Below are 16,333 nucleotides of genomic sequence, written 5' to 3' on the forward strand. Positions count from 1 at the left end.
TCATGACACCTTCAACAAATATAAGTCCAAAAACCAAAGGGTTAATTCTAGGCGTTGTTATTGGTGCCCTTTTAGCACTGGGTCTATCGACATTATTAACGTCACACTCTTCCAGTGATGGAAAGAGCGAAGGCAATGAGCAAAGTGACAAACAAAGAAACGCACAAAACAGTGATAGTGCGCCCCTATATTGGGTCGCTCCTATGGATGATAGCTATCGTCGAGATAAACCCGGCAAGTCACCGATGGGAATGGATCTGGTGCCGGTTTATGCCACTGCTGATACAAGTTCCAATCAAGGCGACGGGCACACACCTGGAACAGTTATGATCCCCTCCAACGTACAACAGAACATGGGAGTTAAAGTTGCCCCAGTCACCATTGGTGCTTTGGAGCAAACCATCGCAGCGTTAGGTAGCGTAGCCTACGATGAAGATAGTATTGTTCACATCCATCCCCGAGTATCGGGTTGGGTCGACACGCTTTTTATCAAATCTCAGGGAGAGCAAGTTGAAAAAGGACAGGCACTCTACACGTTATACTCACCGGAGTTGGTGACAGCACAAGAGGAATATATGCTTGCCCTTAAAAGAGGTGACTCACGCCTAATTGAAGGCGCTGCTGAGCGACTTAAAACGCTGGGGCTGTCACAGAAGGCTCTCGATGGCCTGACAAAAAGCAGGCGCATTTCTCAAACCGTTACTTTCAACGCGCCGCAAGGTGGGGTGGTGGAGGCCCTGAATATTCGTGAGGGATTCTATATTCAGCCTGGTATGACGCTGATGAGTATTGCCCAGCTAGATACGGTGTGGGTCATCGCCGAGCTTCCTGAAAAGTACGCGCAAAATATAGCTCTACATGATACAGCTTTAGTCAGTCTTGATGAACTTGCTCATACCTCAGATGCTAGATGGAAAAGTCATATTGAATACATTTATCCGTCTATGTCTGACGTTACGCGAACTTTGAAAGTACGTATTCCACTTAGCAATAATCATCATAAGCTTAAGCCCAATATGTTCACCCATGTGTCAATAAAACCGGCTGAGCGCGCCGCTGCCCTACTTGTGCCTCGCAGTGCAGTAATTCGTTTCTCCCAGGGAGCCAGAGTAGTCCTGAGTGATGGGAAGGGGAACTTCAAATCGGTCAGTGTAAGGCTAGGTCAAAGCGACAATTCACATTTTGAGGTGTTAGACGGCTTGTTGCCAGGAGACCAGGTTGTAGTATCAGCACACTTTTTAATTGATTCTGAGTCGTCTAAAAACAGTGACTTCAACCGGATGAGAGCACCGGACAATCAGGCAACAACGACGGGAACCATTGAGGCAATTAAATTGCCAGTTAACAACAAAGCAGATGAGGCTGGCGGCAATGCCGAAGTGGTTATAGCACGCGGACCAATAGAGAAATGGGGACGGGGCCCGGCAGTTATGTCGTTTGCAGTGTCAAAACACATTGATTTATCCCAGTTTAAAGAGGGCGACACGGTGACGTTTACCTTCGTAACCGGCGATGAATTCACGGTTATCGATATGCGTAAACCCGCGGAGCACGTTATGCACAGCGACATGCTTCACGGTTCGAAACAAAGTACCCACGCTCATACCCCGAATAACGGTATTGCTAACCCTAGCTCTATGGAAAAAGAGCGGGATGAAATGCGTCATGAAAAAAACAGTCATAACGCCAAAGATCATGAGTCGATGAATCATAAGGAGCACATGCACCATGATTGAATCGGTAATTCGCTGGTCGGTAAATAATAGAATACTGATATTGCTGAGCGCACTAATGCTGAGTGTTGCAGGTGTTTGGGCAGTAAAAAACACACCCATTGATGCTATCCCTGATTTGTCTGATGTCCAGGTTATTGTGAAAGTAAGCTATCCGGGTCAGTCTCCACAAGTGGTCGAAGATCAGGTGACGTTTCCACTAACATCAGCGTTAATGTCAGTTCCGGGGGCACAAACTGTACGAGGCTATTCGTTTTTTGGTGATGCTTACGTGTACGTCATTTTTGATGATGACACGGACATGTATTGGGCGCGAAGCCGAGTTTTAGAATATTTAAGCCAAGCCGCTTCGCAACTGCCTGAAGGCGTCACACCTCAGCTAGGCCCAGACGCAACCGGCGTGGGTTGGGTATACATATATGCTTTGGAAAACGATGTGAATCAGTCAAACGCGCTTGATGCTGGGGAGTTAAGAGCACTGCAAGACTGGTTCTTAAAGTTTGAACTACAGTCAGTAGAAGGCGTATCCGAAGTTGCGTCTGTGGGCGGTATGGTTAAGCAGTACCAAGTGATTGTCGACCCAGAGAAATTGCGCGCCTATAACATTCAGCCATCTGTGATCGACATTGCCCTTAAACGCGGTAATCGCGCCACCGGAGCTTCGGTTATCGAAATGGCTGAAGCAGAATATATGGTTACTGCCCAAAGCTATATTCAGGGAATAGATGACATACTCGCATTACCTACAGGAGTTATTCAAAATGGTGTGAGCATCACCATCGACGATGTGGCGCAAGTGGTTGAAAGTCCGCTGATGCGCCGCGGTGTCGCAGAGCTTAATGGGAAAGGCGAAACGGTAGGTGGCATCATTGTTATGCGATATGGTGAAAATGCGAAAGCCACTATCAATGCCGTCAAAGAAAAGCTAGAGGCATTAAAAGCGAGTTTGCCGAAAGGCGTGAAGATAGTTCCGGTTTACGACAGGGCCACACTTATTGATAACTCGGTGGATACGCTTTCAAATAAATTAGTGGAAGAGCTACTAGTTGTCGGCTTTGTATGCGCTATCTTCTTGTTTCACCTACGCTCCTCTATGGTTGCGTTAATCAGTTTACCCATTGGTATTCTCACCGCCTTTATCGTGATGAAGATCCAAGGGCTTAACGCCAACATCATGTCGTTAGGCGGTATCGCAATTGCCATTGGTGCTATGGTAGATGGCGCTATTGTAGTGGTTGAGAATTTGCATAGGCACTTACATCAACATTCCGCAAATGCAACATCTTATCGGCTTTCTGCCGCCAAGCGTTGGGAACTGGTGATAAGGTCAACATCGGAAGTTGGTCCAGCGCTTTTTTTTGCGCTGCTTATTATAACGGTTTCGTTTATTCCTGTTTTTGCGTTGGAAGCCCAAGAAGGACGGCTTTTTGCGCCACTCGCTTTTACCAAAACATATGCCATGGCTGCCGCCGCCGCTCTCGCGATTACCTTGGTTCCTGTGTTAGCGGGCTATTTTGTTCGCGGCAAAATACGCGCTGAAGCAGAAAACCCGGTTAATCGCGCATTAGAGCGCGTCTACAGGCCATTGCTAATGCGTTCGCTCAATTACCCATTAGTTACCCTTGTTGCCGCATTAGTTTTATTGGTTTCTATGTATTGGCCGTTAAGTCATCTTGGCAGTGAATTTATGCCTGAGATAGATGAAGGTGACTTAATGTATATGCCCACCACTTATCCAAGTATTTCGGTTGGAAAAGCCAGAGAACTTTTGCAACAAACCGACAAGCTTATTGCAACCCTGCCGGAAGTTAAAACAGTATTTGGAAAAATTGGGCGGGCTGATACGGCCACTGACCCTGCGCCACTAACTATGATTGAAACTTTTATTCAGCTTAAACCAAAAGCGCAGTGGCGAGACGGCATGACCACTGAAAAACTCAAAGAAGAGCTTAATGCACTTATACAGTTTCCCGGGCTGACTAACGCATGGGTTATGCCTATCAAAACCCGCATCGATATGTTGGCAACAGGGATAAAAACACCTGTGGGAATTAAAATTGCTGGGCCAGATTTAGCGGGGATTGAATCTATTGGTAAAGATATAGAGGCGCAACTAAAAGACGTGCCCCATACCGCGTCGGTATACGCCGAGCGCGTTGTCGGCGGGCGCTATGTCTATATTGATATTGATCGTCAGTTGGCGGCGCGCTATGGCATGTCAATCGACGATGTTCACAAAATTGTGGGAACAGCCATTGGCGGGCAAATAGTGACTCAGTCTGTGGAAGGGCGAGAGCGTTTTCCTGTAACCATGCGGTTTTTACAGCATTATCGCGATACCCCTGAATCTTTAGCATCCATGCCGTTCGTTACTCCAAGTGGGGCGCATATTACTTTGGGTGATGTCGCAAACGTACGCATAGATGATGGTCCTGCAGCGATTAAAAGTGAAAACGCGCGTTTAAACGGTTGGGTATATATTGACGTATCGTCCGATTCTGCCACAGGTATAGATTTGGGAGGCTATGTAGCAGCGGCTAAAAAACACCTTTCAGATCACCTTGAGGTACCTGCTGGGTACTCACTTACTTGGGCTGGCCAATTCGCTTATCTGGAGCGTGCGAAAGCGAAACTGTCAGTGGTTATACCTCTCACGCTATCCATCATCTGTCTTTTGCTCTATCTGGCATTTAGGCGCCTGCGCGACGTGGCGTTAATACTCGCTACCTTGCCATTGGCATTGGTTGGAAGCGTTTGGTTGCTTTACCTTCTTAATTTCAATTTATCGGTTGCTGTGGGTGTCGGATTTATTGCCCTTGCGGGTGTAGCGGTTGAAATAGGCGTGATCATGCTGGTTTACTTAAAGCAATATGTATCAGAAACTCTCTCGATGCCTGAGTCTGAGACAGAAGACGCTTATACTAACAAAGATGAGCGGGTGAAAAAGGCAATCGTTAACGCTGCTTTGGCAAGACTTCGTCCAGTCATGATGACATCGCTTTCTATTATTGTAGGCTTGCTGCCTGTTCTTTATGCTACGGGTACTGGTAGCGAGGTAATGCAGCGAATTGCCGCGCCGATGGTGGGTGGTATGGCAAGTGCACTAGTGCTAACTTTACTTGTGTTGCCAAGCGCGTTTTACTTCGTTGTTTCGCGTAAAACGTAACAGGCAAAAAAGGGAAGCACATATCTGCTTCCCCACGCCTTATCTATGAAGTACTAGCGAGTTAGTGCGCTGCCGCATAGTCTTCTACCTGCTGCCAAACGCGCAGCAGGTTACCGCTTAATATCTTTTCAATATCTGTGCGGCTATAGCCTCTATCTAGCAGCCCTTGAACGAGGTTTGGAAAGCTTGCTACGTCTTTAAGCCCAATGGGGAGTGAGTCACCTACACCGTCGTAGTCTGAACCAATTCCCACATGTTCAACACCAATTAGTTTTACCACGTGATCGATATGATCAAGTACTTCATCAAGTGTTGAATAAGGGTAGGGTACTTCTTTGCGATAATTCTCCTCAAAATTCTCTAGTTTAGGGCTGTCTTCACCTTCCTTTTCAACCAACGCTTTGCGTGCAGCAGTTAGGCCGCTACGCCATTTACCGGCTTCTTTCGAAACAAAGCTAGAACCAAAGTTAATCATGATCACGCCGCCGTTTTCGCCGAGCTTTTTGATCATGTCGTCATCCATGTTGCGTTCGAAGCCAGGTGTGAAGCGGCGCAGTGAAGAGTGAGAGGCTATAACTGGCGCCTTAGTCAATTCAATAACCTGATAGAAGGCGTCGTCAGACACATGAGAAATATCCAACATAATGCCAATATTATTCATTTCGCCTACGAGTTCTTTGCCAAATGGACTCAGCCCTTTCCACTTTCTGCGAAGGTCGTATGATGAATCAGAAATATGGTTTGCTTGGCTATGGGCAAGAGTAATGTAGCGTATCCCGCGCTCGTAAAAAGCCGCTAGGTTTTTCAAGTCACCCTGAATAGGCGAACCGTTTTCCATACCCATAGGCAAAGAAATTAGCCCTTTTTCAAACTGTGCTTTTACGTCAGAAGGGCTTTTAGCAATAGCGAACTTGTCCGAAGCGCGAGCAACAATTGCTTCTACTGAGTCAATAAGCTCGTGAGCAAGCTGTGTAGATTCAGGTGAATTGTCTAAGTTCGCGGGTACATAAATGCTCATAAACGGGGCGTTTAAACCACCGGATACAGCGCGAGGGTAGTCAAAGTCTCCACCATCGGTCGCCTTGGTAACATCAACCCACTTTTCTTTTACACGATAAGGCACATCGATATGCCCGTCTACAATAATGGTTTCTTGAGCGATTTTAATCGCGTTTTCTGATGCAGAGTAGACCGGAGTGTCTGCAAATACACTGTTGGAAGCAAAAAGCGCAGAGATAAAGAATGCGCAAGACGAGAGTGGGAAGTGCCCCTTCATAGAAAATCCTTATTTTGTTTTTTATCGCTTAGGTCAACAGCCCCTAATTAACTAGCAATAAGAGACTAAAGGATAATTCATACCGCGACAATAGGTCTTCAACAGACTCTTATTTACATCAAATCGCTCTTTCGACTCTTGAAATTAGCTTGAATTGCTCATTTTTAGAGCGCTTGTGCTTGTTTACTTCAAGTTTACATTGCAATAAAAATTTAAAACTTGTTATGGTGAAGACTGCGTGACTTCATTGCGCGAATACGGGATACTCCCAAGCGCTCCGCCAACTATCGATGCTGATATGCATCAGCGCGGCCGACGTAAAATTTTTGATGGCACCCGCTCTTCTCACATAATCAAGCCGGGGCCACAGCTAACAAGTATGAGAAATAAATATGGCTATTAATTTTGTACCGCTAGATAAAGAAAAGCATAAAGACTTAAAGGTTGCGGTAAACACTTCTTTCAGCTTTGCGAAAAATACACACCTTGCAGCAGCGACGATTCGTGAGTTTGCACAACTTGCAGCGACAATGCCGTTGGTTTTTATTGAAGATACCAATGCAAAGCGCCATCACGTGGTGACTATGCTAGGCATGGAGCAAGGACAAAACCTTTTCCTTACTGGCGATAGTTGGAAAGGCCCACACGTTCCGATGAACATTCTTCGCTACCCATTCGACGTACGTCCTGACGGCGACAAGCTTGGTGTTTATATTGATGAAAACTCTGACCTTATCTCTGACGAAGGCCAAGCACTATTCACCGAAGCTGGTGAAGCAAGCGAGTTCCTTGAAAACCGCCAGAAGTTCCTAGCAGACCTAGCGAATAGCGAAATGCTAACTCAGCGTTTCGTGGCGAAAGTTGTGGAACTAGACCTACTAGATCCAATTCAAATTCGCCTTACTTACCAAGATGGTAAACAGCGCAACGTTACCGGCATGATGAGCATCAACGAGAAGAAACTTCTTGAGCTGCCAGAAGAGCAAGTACTAGAGCTGCACAAGCAAGGCTTCCTAGGCGCTATCTACGCAGTAATGATGTCTGTTGGTCAGCTAAACCGTCTTGTTGAGCTCTCTAACGGTACAGAAAACCCAATTCGCAGTATGCAGCTTTCTGCTGTAAAAGCAGAAGAAGCTCCAGCCGAAGCGGCGCCAAGCGCGTAATTGCCCCTTAATTTTGAAAGTTAGAAGCCCGCCAAGTCGCGGGCTTTTTTGTGCCTAAAATTCACGTTCAGACTTCGTCATCTTTCGTTCAGAAACCGTTAAGTTTTAATGTCTTATCTTGTTCGTCGATTCCAACACATTTTTTTAAGGACAAAAGACATGAATATCAAATCTAATAAATTTTCAACAACGCTAACTGCACTATCACTCATTACGGCTTCAGTATTTTCAGTCTCAGCAGCACATGCCGCTACACAAAACGAAGTACAAGTTATGGCTGTCGATTTTGAAGGGCTAGATGAAAATCTTTATGGCGCCAAATATGTTCGCTATTTAGATGAAGTGAGCGGTAACAGCGGCGCTTACCTTATCAACCCTTATCTTCAGCGTGTATCTAGCCTGTCCGGTAGTTATGCAAATTTAGATGGTATTGACGTGTTTAATTTAGGCAGCACGTTTTATATTGATGATACCTGGATGCTTGCTATAGAAGGCGCCCATAGTAAATTTGATGATGACTTTGGTGATGAGGACTACACCAATATTGATCTAAAAGTAGGGTTTAACCTATCACGTCAGTGGCAAATTGGTGCAGGTCTAATCTACCAGCGTGCCACCTACGACTTTAATGCCGGTGGAGAAAGCTACAGCGAGAGTGAAAATGAAACATCGCCGCTTGTTTTTACCCGATATACCACAGTAGGTAATGCAGGAACGGGATGGGATTTCACAGCCCAATACATCGCCGATGATATTGATGTGCTGTCTGGAAGTGCGCGTTACTTCTTTAGCCCGGGATTAAGTGTTCAAGGTAGCTACAGCTATACGAATGCGCCAGACGGTTTTGATAATGTTAAAACGGCAGGCGTAGCGCTTGATTACTGGGTCAATGAGCAGTTTGCAATATCAGCGAGTTATGAAACGGATATTGATAGCGACGTAGATAGCGATGTTGCGGCATTGTCAGCCACATACCGTTTCTAATTAAATGCACGGCTTCTCAATAGAATAAAATTCAACAGCGAAAAACAATAAAGACAGTGGGCTTTCAGCTAGGTTGAAAGCTCATTTTTTGCTTTCACCCTCCTACCTTTACCACGTTAGATTTGTTGCTGCGCTCGTGATTGGGGAAATCTACAGGCCCTTCACTTCAGTGCGTTAAAAACTGTAGTTCATCGATAAATTATAGGTTTAATTTTTCGCTGTTGAATGTTTTTTAATCTTTTTTACATGCCTAATCATACACTTCCTAAAAGTACTGTATATGCAGCCAGTTAAAACCCAGTGTTTATGCGGCCTCCACGGCTTTTTTCTACTTGACAGTGGGGATCATTGGTACCTAAACTGTATCTCAGTGGGTAAATGTGGCGAATTGTGGATCAAATCATCATCACTTTGCAGATTAGTACTCAAAAAACAAGAAAACCAAGAGCAAATAATAAAAGGCTAGGGGAATGTTCCGCGGCGCTAACGCAATCAATCTGGATACAAAAGGCAGACTGGCTATACCTACGAAGTATCGTCAGTCGCTGCTGGATGATTGTCAGGGACAACTAGTCTGCACAGTCGATACACAACAAAGTTGTTTGCTGCTTTACCCACTTCCCGAATGGGAAGAGATTGAGCTTAAACTCTCTAAACTTTCAAGCATGATCCCAGCCGAGCGTCGCCTCCAGCGATTGCTCCTTGGGTATGCCTCTGAAGGCGAGATGGACAAAAGCGGTCGTATTCTTGTTCCCACACCACTGCGAACATTCGCAAAACTCTCAAAAGAAGTCATGTTAGTTGGTCAGTTAAACAAATTCGAAATTTGGGATGCCGATATTTGGGCACAACAAGTTGAAGCTGATATAGACACCGAACGCAAAGGCGAATTTGAACTTACCGAACGATTACAGGACTTCTCGCTATGACGCAGCCTAATGAATTTAAACATATTTCAGTACTGCTTGACGAGTGTATTGAAGCGCTGGCAATTAAACCAGACGGTATCTATATTGATGCCACCTTTGGTCGTGGTGGGCATTCAGCGCATATATTGAATTCGCTAGGTGAAAGCGGGCGTCTTATCGCCTTTGACCGTGACCCTCAAGCGATTAAAGCAGCCGAACGTTTTGCCGATGACAAGCGCTTTAGCATTATCCACTCTCCGTTTGGTGATATGGCAGAAGAAATAGAAGCGCTAGGGCTAACCGGAAAGATTGACGGTGTGCTGATGGACTTAGGCGTCTCTTCTCCACAGCTTGACGATGCTGAACGCGGTTTTAGCTTTTTACGTGACGGCCCGCTTGATATGCGCATGGACACTTCACGTGGGCAAAGTGCGGCAGACTGGCTAGCCAGCGCCGAAGAACAAGATATTACGCAGGTAATTAAAGAGTTTGGCGAAGAAAAATTTGGCAAGCGAATTGCGCACGCTATCGTAAATATACGCAAAGATACGCCCATTACACGTACTGCGCAGCTAGCAAAAATTATCGATGAAGCAGTGCCGGTTAAAGATAAATTTAAGCACCCGGCAACCCGAGCGTTTCAGGGAATTCGCATCTATATCAATGCTGAGTTAGAGCAGCTTCGCGTTGGCCTTAAAGCGGCTACACAGGTGCTGGCAAAAGAAGGGCGTCTTGCTGTTATCTCATTTCACTCTCTTGAAGACCGTTTAGTGAAACGCTTTATCAAGGATCAAAGTAAAGGGAAGTCAGTACCACATAACTTACCGATTACTCAGGCTGAAATAGATGCCGATAAAGTGCTAAAAGCATTAGGCAAAGCGATAAAACCCTCAGAGCAGGAGATTGCGAACAATGTTCGCTCTCGCAGTTCGGTATTGCGTGTGGCAGAAAAACTATGACGAAAGTCACGCCAGACAAGGCCAGCACTAATTTTAAATTACTGCTCATTATTGTTTCAGATTTGACCCGCAACAAGTTGCGGGTTTTGTTGTATTTAATGGTTATTGTTAGTGCTATGGCGGTAACGCTAAGCAGCCACCACAATCGTCAGCAAGTGATAGCCCTTGAAGACCTTATGCAGGAGAAAGACGAGCTTGACGTTGAGTGGCGCAACCTCGTTCTAGAGCAACGGGCGCTTACTGAACACAACCGTATCGAAAACCTCGTAGAAAAACAGTTAGATATGTACCGCCCGACTGCTGACGATGAAGTAGTGGTGAGATTGAAATGAACGTTGCAAATAATCGACAGCGAAAGAAAACTGGCGCAAAACAAAATGTTACCCCCAGCTTAGTACACTGGAGATTTGTGGTTGTTCTTGTTGTCATAATGTTGGTATTCAGCGTGCTGGCAGCCCGTGCCGCCTACATTCAAGTTATTGAACCTGATGAGCTTATTCAACAGGGAGATAATCGAACGCTTCGCACCCGTGATATGCCAACCTACCGTGGCCTTATCACCGATAGAAACGGGGTTGAGCTGGCAGTGAGTGTGCCTGTTCGCGCTATCTACGCAGACCCGAAAATTATTCACGAAAACGACGGTTTTAAAGAGGAACGTCGTTGGGAAGCGTTGGCTGATGTGCTGCGCCAAGACGTTAATGAACTTAAAGAAAAAGTCGCTAACCCCAAGCGCCGCTTTGTGTATCTGCAGCGTCAAGTTTCGCCTGCCATGGCCGAGTACGTAGATAAACTGGACATTCCGGGCATCTATCTTCGTCGCGAAAGTCGCCGCTACTATCCTACGGGTGAGGTTTCAGCGCAGTTAATCGGCGTAACTGATGTGGATGACACAGGTGTTGAAGGCTTAGAGCGGATGTATAACGAATGGCTAACGGGGACGCCAGGCTCTCGCAAAATTCGCCGTGACGCGAAAGGTCGCCAAGTTGAGATTTTAGAAACTACTTCAGGCGAAAAGGCCGGCGATTTACAGCTGACTATTGACCAACGTATTCAAGCTCTTGCTTACAAAGAGATAAAAGAAGCCATGATTTATTATCAATCAAGCTCGGCTTCTGCCATTGTTATCGATGTAAAAAGCGGCGAAGTGCTGGCAATGGTTAACGCGCCATCGTTCAATCCTAATGATAGAAGTGATATCAGCCCACACCGCATGCGCAACCGCATTATCACTGACGCCTTTGAACCGGGCTCGGCACTTAAACCCCTTGCGGTGTTAACTGCTTTGGAGTTTGGTGAGGTGGAACCGGAAGATTCTGTCAATACTCATCCAGGTTGGATGCGTTTAGGTGGAAGCTTGGTTAAAGACTCGCGTAACTACGGTGAGTTGACCTTAGAAGAAATTATTCAGCATTCATCGAATATGGGGACGTCTAAACTGGCGCTGTCTGTACCTAAGCAGTTCTTGCTTGATACTTATTACAACATGGGGTTGATGAGTGACACGGGCCTTAACATGGCCGGGGAAAGCAGCGGGATTTTCCACGAGCGTAGTCGTTGGTCTGAATTTGAACTTGCCACACTTTCTTTCGGCTACGGTATTTCAGTGACAACGGCCCAGTTGGGACGTCTCTATGCCACATTGGCAAATGGTGGAATTAAAACGCCGCTTAAGATCATCAAAACACCAGAGCAACCCTCGTGGCACGCACAATCAGAGCGCGTTATAAGTGAAGAAAACGCAAACGCCATCGTCCAGATGATGGAGAGCGTTACGCTGCGCGGCGGAACTGCAACGAAGGCAGCAGTGCCCGGTTATCGTGTAGCGGGAAAGACAGGAACGAGCCGAAAAGCAGTAGCTGGCGGGTACGGTGAAGAGTACGTCAACATCTTTGCCGGTATTGCACCTGTGTCCGACCCTAGATTAGTAACTATTGTATTGATCAACGAACCCGGCGGCGATTTGTATCACGCGGGGGATACAGCTGCACCGGTCTTTTCGTCGATTATGGGCGGCGCGTTACACATGTTAAACGTTACGCCAGACGACAAGCAGGTTACCTCAAGCAGCTTATTGAAAGGAGGTCAAAGTGGTAGTTAATGCCTTTATTCAAAGCACTAAAGCCTTGCTAGCGAAGTTCGGCGTAGAGGCGCCGGATATTCGTATTGAAGGTCTTACGTTAGATAGTCGAGAGGTGAACACCCGGTTGGCGTTCTTGGCTATTAAAGGGCACGAACGAGACGGTCGAGATTTTATCCCGCAGGCAATAAGTTTAGGGGCCCGTGTAATTCTGGCGCAAACTGACGACAGTGGAGCCCATGGTCAAATGGAAATGCGTGATCACAGCGTAATTATTTCGCTGTATGAATTACCGCAAATGCTTTCATCACTAGCTGCTGCATTCTACGACTATCCCGCACAAAAAATGACGACTGTTGCGGTAACCGGAACAAATGGAAAAACCTCTACAGTTCAATTGCTTACCCAGCTTAAAGATGTGTTAGGTACGCGCAGCGCAAGTATAGGTACCTTGGGCAGTAGCGTATTTGAAGGTGACGAAACGCAGTGGGCGAATACACCTGCGGCAAACACAACGCCCGACGCCATACGTATGCAATATTTATTGGCAGACTTTGTGCAAAGCGAAGTGCGCCATACCGCCTTTGAAGCAAGTTCTCACGCGTTGGTTCAAGGGCGTCTTGGCACGGTTAAAACCGATATTGCGATTTTCACCAACCTTACGCGAGACCATCTCGATTATCACGGCACAATGGAAGAGTATGGCAAAGCCAAGCGCTTGCTGCTTCAACAGCCGGGTTTGAAAATCGTAGTGTTAAACGCGAACGATGATGAAAGTACAAAGTGGGACGGTGCCGCAGATAGCGCCATTATGCGAGTGTGGACTGGTATTGATGATAGCAAAGATGCTGCGCTGTTAAGCGCCTACAACAATCCTCAATATCGCCATTGTTTCGCCACAAATGCTTCTTATCATGCGGGTGGATGTAGCTTTGAGCTAGTGAGCTCTTGGGGAAGTGCTGCTATAGCTTTGCCACTTTTCGGTAAGTTCAACATCAGTAATGTGCTAAGTGCCATCGCGACCTTATTAGCTGAGGGCGAGCGTTTTGATGAAGTGGTTAAAGCGGTAAATGCTATTACTCCTGTACCTGGCCGAATGGAAGTGTTTCCTGTTAAAGGCGCTGCCAATTTAGTGGTGGACTACGCGCATACGCCTGACGCACTTGAGAAGGTGCTGCTTAGCGCAAAATTTCATACTAGCGGTAACGTGTGGTGTGTATTTGGCTGCGGCGGTGATCGAGATAAAGGTAAGCGGCCTTTGATGGGGCAGGCAGCCGAGTCAGGTGCTGACGCGATTGTTATCACAACCGATAACAGTCGCAGTGAAAGCCCAGAGTCTATTGCGAAAGATATCAATGACGGTTTGCAAAATCGCGAACTGGCAGTCGCTATTGCAGACCGCGAAGAAGCTATTCGTCATTGCCTTGAGCATGCACAGGAAGGCGACATCATCATAGTGGCTGGAAAAGGCCATGAAGATTACCAAATTATCGGTGACAAAAAGACTAACTATAACGAACGTGCAGTTGTGGCGCGACTGCAACAGGAGTACAGCAAATGATAACAACAACGCTGTCGTGGATAGCCGAAAAGGTTAACGGAAAATTAGTAGGTACTGCTGCGGACACCGAAGTGTGTTCGGTAAGTACTGATACCCGCACGCTCGAAGCGGGCGCGGTATATCTAGCACTTAAAGGCCCAAATTTTAACGGTCATGATTTTGTCGAGACCGCTGAAAAAGCAGGGGCTAGTGCAGTTATTGCCAGTGAAGAGATAGTGACATCGCTACCTGTAATTTTGGTGAAAGACACCAAAGAGGCATTGGGCGCATTAGGAGCGGCGGTGAAGGCACAGGTTGCACCAAAAACTATTGCGATCACAGGAAGTAGCGGTAAAACCACGGTTAAAGAAATGTGTGCAGCAATTTTAGCCCGTAGAGGTAATGTGCTCGCCACTAAAGGGAATTTCAATAACGATATTGGTGTCCCCTTAACTTTGCTTCGCCTAGAGCCTCAGCATGAATACGCCGTTATGGAGTTAGGAGCAAATCATTTAGGTGAGATTGCCTACACTACCGACTTGGTTAAGCCTGATGTTGCAACTATCGTAAATGCTGCGGCTTCTCATTTAGAAGGCTTTGGCAGCTTATTAGGCGTAGCTCGAGCAAAAAGCGAAATATTTAAAGGGTTGGGAAGCGACGGTGTAGCCGTTGTTAACATCGACAGTCAATTTGCAGAGTTTTGGCAAGGTAAACTTAAACAGACTAAAACGCTGACATTTTCCCCTGAACAAAAAAACGACGCCGACTTCAAAGCGCAAGATATTACTATCGGATTAGATGGATGCGCCGCATTTCAACTAGTTTGTCCTCAGGGCGGAATAGCTATCCAGCTTACTATCCCCGGTATTCATAACGTAGGCAATGCGTTGGTCGCTGCGGCGCTGACGTTACAAGTGGGTGCGACATTAGAAAACGTGCGTGACGGTTTACTTGCCATGAAGCAGGTTAGCGGCCGTTTAAATGTAAAACAGCTTACCGAACAAGTTCGATTACTAGACGATACCTACAATGCCAACGTGGCTTCTGTGAACGCAGCAATTGATACTCTCAGCAGCTTTTCAGGCATAAGAGTACTTGTGCTTGGAGACATGAAAGAATTGGGCGAACAGGCGCGTTTTTATCATGAGCAGGTAGGTGAATATGCAAAACAAAAAGGGATTAATTACCTTTACACTATGGGTGTTTTGAGTCAGTCAGCAAGTGCTGTGTTTAATGAAAATGGTGGTCATTTCAGCGATGTTGAAAGTTTGTTGACCGCAATGGAGAATGATTTGTTAGTGCAGCAGCGCGATATTTCAATTTTAGTAAAGGGTTCACGCAGTTCTAAGATGGAACGCGTGGTAGAGGCGATCGAGGCCTCTACGCTGGGAAAGCTGGATAGCCGTCGGGAGCGAATAGCATGTTAATTTGGCTCGCCGACTGGCTGACACAATTCGATTCAGGGTTTAACGTATTTTCATACCTAACCCTTCGCGCAATATTAAGTACGTTGACCGCGTTGCTTATTGCCATTCTTATTGGCCCTAAAATGATCCGTTATTTGCAGCGTATGCAAATCGGTCAAACCGTGCGCGACGATGGCCCGCAAAGCCATTTATCAAAATCGGGCACGCCCACAATGGGCGGGCTACTCATCTTAGCGGCAATCGTGGTAAGCGGCCTGCTATGGGCAGATCTCACAAACCGTTATGTGCTGGTAACCCTGACCGTGGTGGTGGCCTACGGTATTATTGGGTTTGTTGACGATTATAGAAAAGTCATTCGCAAAGACTCAAAGGGGCTAATCGCACGCTGGAAATATTTCTGGCAATCGGTTGTGGCTTTAGGTGTGGCGTTTTATTTGTATAGCAGTGCCACAATAAGCGCTGAAACCTCGCTGCTGGTACCTTTCTTTAAAGAGGTATTCCCGCAGTTGGGTGCCTTTTTCATCATCATTACTTACTTTGCCATTGTAGGAACCAGTAACGCGGTAAACCTTACCGATGGCCTGGATGGCCTGGCAATAGTGCCAACCATTTTGGTAGCAGGCGCGTTCGCTATTTTTGCCTATGTAACAGGTAACGCAAATTTTGCTGAGTACTTAAATATCCCGCACATCCCCCTTACCAGTGAACTGGTGATTGTCTGTACCGCTATAGTCGGCGCAGGTTTGGGCTTTTTATGGTTTAACACCTATCCAGCACAGGTGTTTATGGGGGATGTTGGCTCATTAGCGCTAGGCGGAACCTTGGGTGTACTTGCCGTACTTGTGCGTCAAGAATTGGTTCTCATCATAATGGGTGGTGTGTTTGTCATAGAGACCTTGTCAGTGATCCTGCAAGTTGGTTCTTACAAACTACGTGGTCAGCGTATATTTCGGATGGCACCCATCCACCACCACTATGAATTAAAGGGCTGGCCAGAGCCGCGCGTGATTGTGCGTTTTTGGATAATTTCTATCATTTTGGTTTTGGTGGGGCTCGCTACCCTCAAACTCAGATAAGCGCTGAAGAGATAAATATTA

The 16,333-nt window shown here is 46.4% G+C and carries 12 protein-coding genes; 11 read left to right on the forward strand and 1 reads right to left on the reverse strand.

The genetic code is table 11. The features are described from left to right. The first annotated feature begins 2 nt into the window (after positions 1 to 2). Positions 3 to 1,736: an efflux RND transporter periplasmic adaptor subunit gene (locus GVO62_RS04265; protein WP_159117885.1), complete on the forward strand. Its 1,734-nt coding sequence runs from the start codon at positions 3 to 5 to the stop codon at positions 1,734 to 1,736. Beyond that, a complete protein-coding gene (locus GVO62_RS04270) occupies positions 1,729 to 4,899 on the forward strand; it encodes an efflux RND transporter permease subunit (protein WP_159117886.1) in 3,171 nt (1,056 codons plus the stop codon). The genes GVO62_RS04265 and GVO62_RS04270 overlap by 8 nt, the downstream gene beginning before the upstream one ends. 61 nt (positions 4,900 to 4,960) lie before the next feature. On the opposite strand, the gene GVO62_RS04275 is transcribed toward GVO62_RS04270, so the two are convergent. Further along, positions 4,961 to 6,175: a dipeptidase gene (locus tag GVO62_RS04275; RefSeq protein ID WP_159117887.1), complete on the reverse strand. Its 1,215-nt coding sequence runs from the start codon at positions 6,173 to 6,175 to the stop codon at positions 4,961 to 4,963. Between the two features lie 392 nt (positions 6,176 to 6,567). Between GVO62_RS04275 and GVO62_RS04280 the strand changes: the two genes are divergently transcribed. The 9 genes from GVO62_RS04280 to mraY all read left to right on the forward strand — a co-directional run bounded on the left by GVO62_RS04280 (position 6,568) and on the right by mraY (position 16,312). After that, a complete protein-coding gene (locus tag GVO62_RS04280; protein WP_105929578.1) occupies positions 6,568 to 7,338 on the forward strand; it encodes a SapC family protein in 771 nt (256 codons plus the stop codon). A gap of 159 nt (positions 7,339 to 7,497) precedes the next feature. Next, the gene (locus GVO62_RS04285; protein ID WP_159117888.1) at positions 7,498 to 8,322 is read left to right on the forward strand and encodes a putative porin; all 825 of its coding nucleotides are present in this window, start codon (positions 7,498 to 7,500) and stop codon (positions 8,320 to 8,322) included. A 470-nt stretch (positions 8,323 to 8,792) separates the two neighbouring features. Continuing rightward, the gene (gene mraZ / locus GVO62_RS04290; RefSeq protein WP_105929580.1) at positions 8,793 to 9,251 is read left to right on the forward strand and encodes a division/cell wall cluster transcriptional repressor MraZ; all 459 of its coding nucleotides are present in this window, start codon (positions 8,793 to 8,795) and stop codon (positions 9,249 to 9,251) included. Further along, positions 9,248 to 10,189, forward strand: coding sequence for a 16S rRNA (cytosine(1402)-N(4))-methyltransferase RsmH (rsmH, locus tag GVO62_RS04295; protein ID WP_159117889.1), 942 nt, complete (start codon positions 9,248 to 9,250; stop codon positions 10,187 to 10,189). Before mraZ ends, rsmH begins: the two co-directional genes overlap by 4 nt. After that, the gene (gene ftsL, locus GVO62_RS04300; protein ID WP_105929582.1) at positions 10,186 to 10,521 is read left to right on the forward strand and encodes a cell division protein FtsL; all 336 of its coding nucleotides are present in this window, start codon (positions 10,186 to 10,188) and stop codon (positions 10,519 to 10,521) included. Before rsmH ends, ftsL begins: the two co-directional genes overlap by 4 nt. Further along, positions 10,518 to 12,290: a penicillin-binding transpeptidase domain-containing protein gene (locus GVO62_RS04305; RefSeq protein ID WP_105929583.1), complete on the forward strand. Its 1,773-nt coding sequence runs from the start codon at positions 10,518 to 10,520 to the stop codon at positions 12,288 to 12,290. The genes ftsL and GVO62_RS04305 overlap by 4 nt, the downstream gene beginning before the upstream one ends. After that, positions 12,280 to 13,830, forward strand: a complete 1,551-nt coding sequence (locus tag GVO62_RS04310) for a UDP-N-acetylmuramoyl-L-alanyl-D-glutamate--2,6-diaminopimelate ligase (protein WP_159117890.1) — start codon at positions 12,280 to 12,282, stop codon at positions 13,828 to 13,830. The genes GVO62_RS04305 and GVO62_RS04310 overlap by 11 nt, the downstream gene beginning before the upstream one ends. After that, positions 13,827 to 15,236 carry a UDP-N-acetylmuramoyl-tripeptide--D-alanyl-D-alanine ligase gene (locus tag GVO62_RS04315; protein WP_159117891.1) on the forward strand — a complete coding sequence of 470 codons (1,410 nt, stop codon included), beginning with the start codon at positions 13,827 to 13,829 and terminating at the stop codon, positions 15,234 to 15,236. Before GVO62_RS04310 ends, GVO62_RS04315 begins: the two co-directional genes overlap by 4 nt. Continuing rightward, the gene (mraY, locus tag GVO62_RS04320; RefSeq protein ID WP_159117892.1) at positions 15,230 to 16,312 is read left to right on the forward strand and encodes a phospho-N-acetylmuramoyl-pentapeptide-transferase; all 1,083 of its coding nucleotides are present in this window, start codon (positions 15,230 to 15,232) and stop codon (positions 16,310 to 16,312) included. Before GVO62_RS04315 ends, mraY begins: the two co-directional genes overlap by 7 nt. Positions 16,313 to 16,333: the final 21 nt, after the last annotated feature.

Source organism: Alteromonas sp. KUL150, from assembly GCF_009811475.1.
GTDB lineage: Bacteria > Pseudomonadota > Gammaproteobacteria > Enterobacterales > Alteromonadaceae > Alteromonas > Alteromonas gracilis.

Excerpts from the sequence above, each read along its gene's own strand:
- GVO62_RS04265 (WP_159117885.1), top strand. The coding sequence starts at position 3 with ATGACACCTTCAACAAATATAAGTCCAAAAACCAAAGGGTTAATTCTA.
- GVO62_RS04270 (WP_159117886.1), top strand. The coding sequence starts at position 1,729 with ATGATTGAATCGGTAATTCGCTGGTCGGTAAATAATAGAATACTGATA.
- GVO62_RS04275 (WP_159117887.1), bottom strand. The coding sequence starts at position 6,175 with ATGAAGGGGCACTTCCCACTCTCGTCTTGCGCATTCTTTATCTCTGCG.
- GVO62_RS04280 (WP_105929578.1), top strand. The coding sequence starts at position 6,568 with ATGGCTATTAATTTTGTACCGCTAGATAAAGAAAAGCATAAAGACTTA.
- GVO62_RS04285 (WP_159117888.1), top strand. The coding sequence starts at position 7,498 with ATGAATATCAAATCTAATAAATTTTCAACAACGCTAACTGCACTATCA.
- mraZ (WP_105929580.1), top strand. The coding sequence starts at position 8,793 with ATGTTCCGCGGCGCTAACGCAATCAATCTGGATACAAAAGGCAGACTG.
- rsmH (WP_159117889.1), top strand. The coding sequence starts at position 9,248 with ATGACGCAGCCTAATGAATTTAAACATATTTCAGTACTGCTTGACGAG.
- ftsL (WP_105929582.1), top strand. The coding sequence starts at position 10,186 with ATGACGAAAGTCACGCCAGACAAGGCCAGCACTAATTTTAAATTACTG.
- GVO62_RS04305 (WP_105929583.1), top strand. The coding sequence starts at position 10,518 with ATGAACGTTGCAAATAATCGACAGCGAAAGAAAACTGGCGCAAAACAA.
- GVO62_RS04315 (WP_159117891.1), top strand. The coding sequence starts at position 13,827 with ATGATAACAACAACGCTGTCGTGGATAGCCGAAAAGGTTAACGGAAAA.
- mraY (WP_159117892.1), top strand. The coding sequence starts at position 15,230 with ATGTTAATTTGGCTCGCCGACTGGCTGACACAATTCGATTCAGGGTTT.